Annotated in this window: 1 protein-coding gene; it reads right to left on the bottom strand. The window is 39.1% G+C overall.

Annotated features, from left to right (window positions below; genetic code table 11):
- Positions 1-130 precede the first annotated feature (130 nt).
- Entirely contained in the window at positions 131-559 is a 429-nt protein-coding gene (locus tag PQQ36_RS22510; RefSeq protein WP_273662746.1) for a GIY-YIG nuclease family protein, read from the bottom strand.
- Positions 560-626 lie beyond the last annotated feature (67 nt).

The following is a 626-nucleotide window of genomic DNA, read 5'->3' as shown; positions in this document are numbered from 1 at the left end:
CATAACGCCCTGTTAAGGTGTGAGCAACGCAATACCGAAGCCGCCGCATACCACCTTAATCACTAAAACCAACGCATGGTAAAAACGCCACGCGTTGCGAATCACTCTTAAACAGTTTGTTATGTTGTATTTAAAATCCTTTGATGCTATCTGGAAATTCAGCCAATCTATCTCGGTATTTACCTTTAAACCACTCCAAGTCAATTGCGTTATAATTAACGTTATAATAATAAAATGCATTTTCAATTGCTTCACTCAAACCAAACAAATAGGCGGAGCATGTTTCTGGACAATTTTCTCCTGGAAGGTCCGAATTAGGAGGCACAATAAAAAAGAATTCTCGCTGCGGGTTTATCCGGTGTTGATACATAACAGAGTGTGCAGCTAATTCAGCTTGCCCCATGTCATCTACTCCCCATAGATAAGAGATCACAAACGGTAAAGGCGTCGAAGTATTATATAGCTGTCTTAACCTTTCTACTGGGTCAAGAGTGAAACCAATCTTAACCACATTACAGTTCAATTGGTCTTCCATTATGTATATATATCCTGGATTCATAAAAATAATTCCCTATTAAAAATTGATTGCAATGCAACATAACGCTGCGTTAAGGGGTGAATGCCGC

The sequence above is a fragment of the Vibrio sp. CCUG 15886 genome (assembly GCF_028570825.1).
GTDB lineage: Bacteria > Pseudomonadota > Gammaproteobacteria > Enterobacterales > Vibrionaceae > Vibrio > Vibrio vulnificus_B.
This window is presented reverse-complemented; position numbering and strand designations above follow the sequence as displayed.